The 513-nt window shown below is 78.0% G+C and carries 1 protein-coding gene; it reads right to left on the reverse strand.

Going from position 1 to position 513, the window contains the following annotated elements; translation table 11 throughout:
• The coding region (locus tag ABD308_RS38030; protein ID WP_486327051.1) for a WXG100-like domain-containing protein at nucleotides 1–394 on the reverse strand (394 nt) is incomplete at its 3' end.
• Nucleotides 395–513: the final 119 nt, after the last annotated feature.

Below are 513 nucleotides of genomic sequence, written 5' to 3' on the forward strand. Positions count from 1 at the left end.
CCGCGGCGGCCTTTTCCTCGGCCTTCTTCAGTTCGGCGGCCAGCTCCTTCAGCGTGGCGACGATGTCGGCCTTGCAGGAGTCGACGGCGCGGGCCGCCGCGTCGAAGGCCCCGGCGACCAGCCCGGCCGCGGCGTGCGCGTCGTCCAGGTGCCCCGTGCCGCCGCCCCGGAACGCCCGCCAGTACGCGGCGAAGGCCTCGACGGCGCGGCCGGAGTTGTCCCCGGTGACGCGCCGCGCGGCGTCGCCGCCGCGCTTGGCGAGCCGGTCCGCCTCGGTGCCGAACTCGCGCCAGAGCCCGGCCGCCCCGCGCAGCCCCTCCTCGTCGGCCAGCGGCCAGCGGTGACCGGTCCTGGCCAGGACCGGGACGAGTTCCTCGGGCGGTTTCCGGGACACGTGTCTCCCCCTTCGACGGACGGGCCCCACACGACCGGGCGGTGCTCCGCCCCGGGGGAGACGCGCGCCGGGCCCCGAACGGTGCGCGCGTTCACCGGTGGTGTCAGGCCGGGCGGTCC

The organism is Kitasatospora putterlickiae, from assembly GCF_039527695.1.
Classification (GTDB): domain Bacteria; phylum Actinomycetota; class Actinomycetes; order Streptomycetales; family Streptomycetaceae; genus Kitasatospora; species Kitasatospora putterlickiae.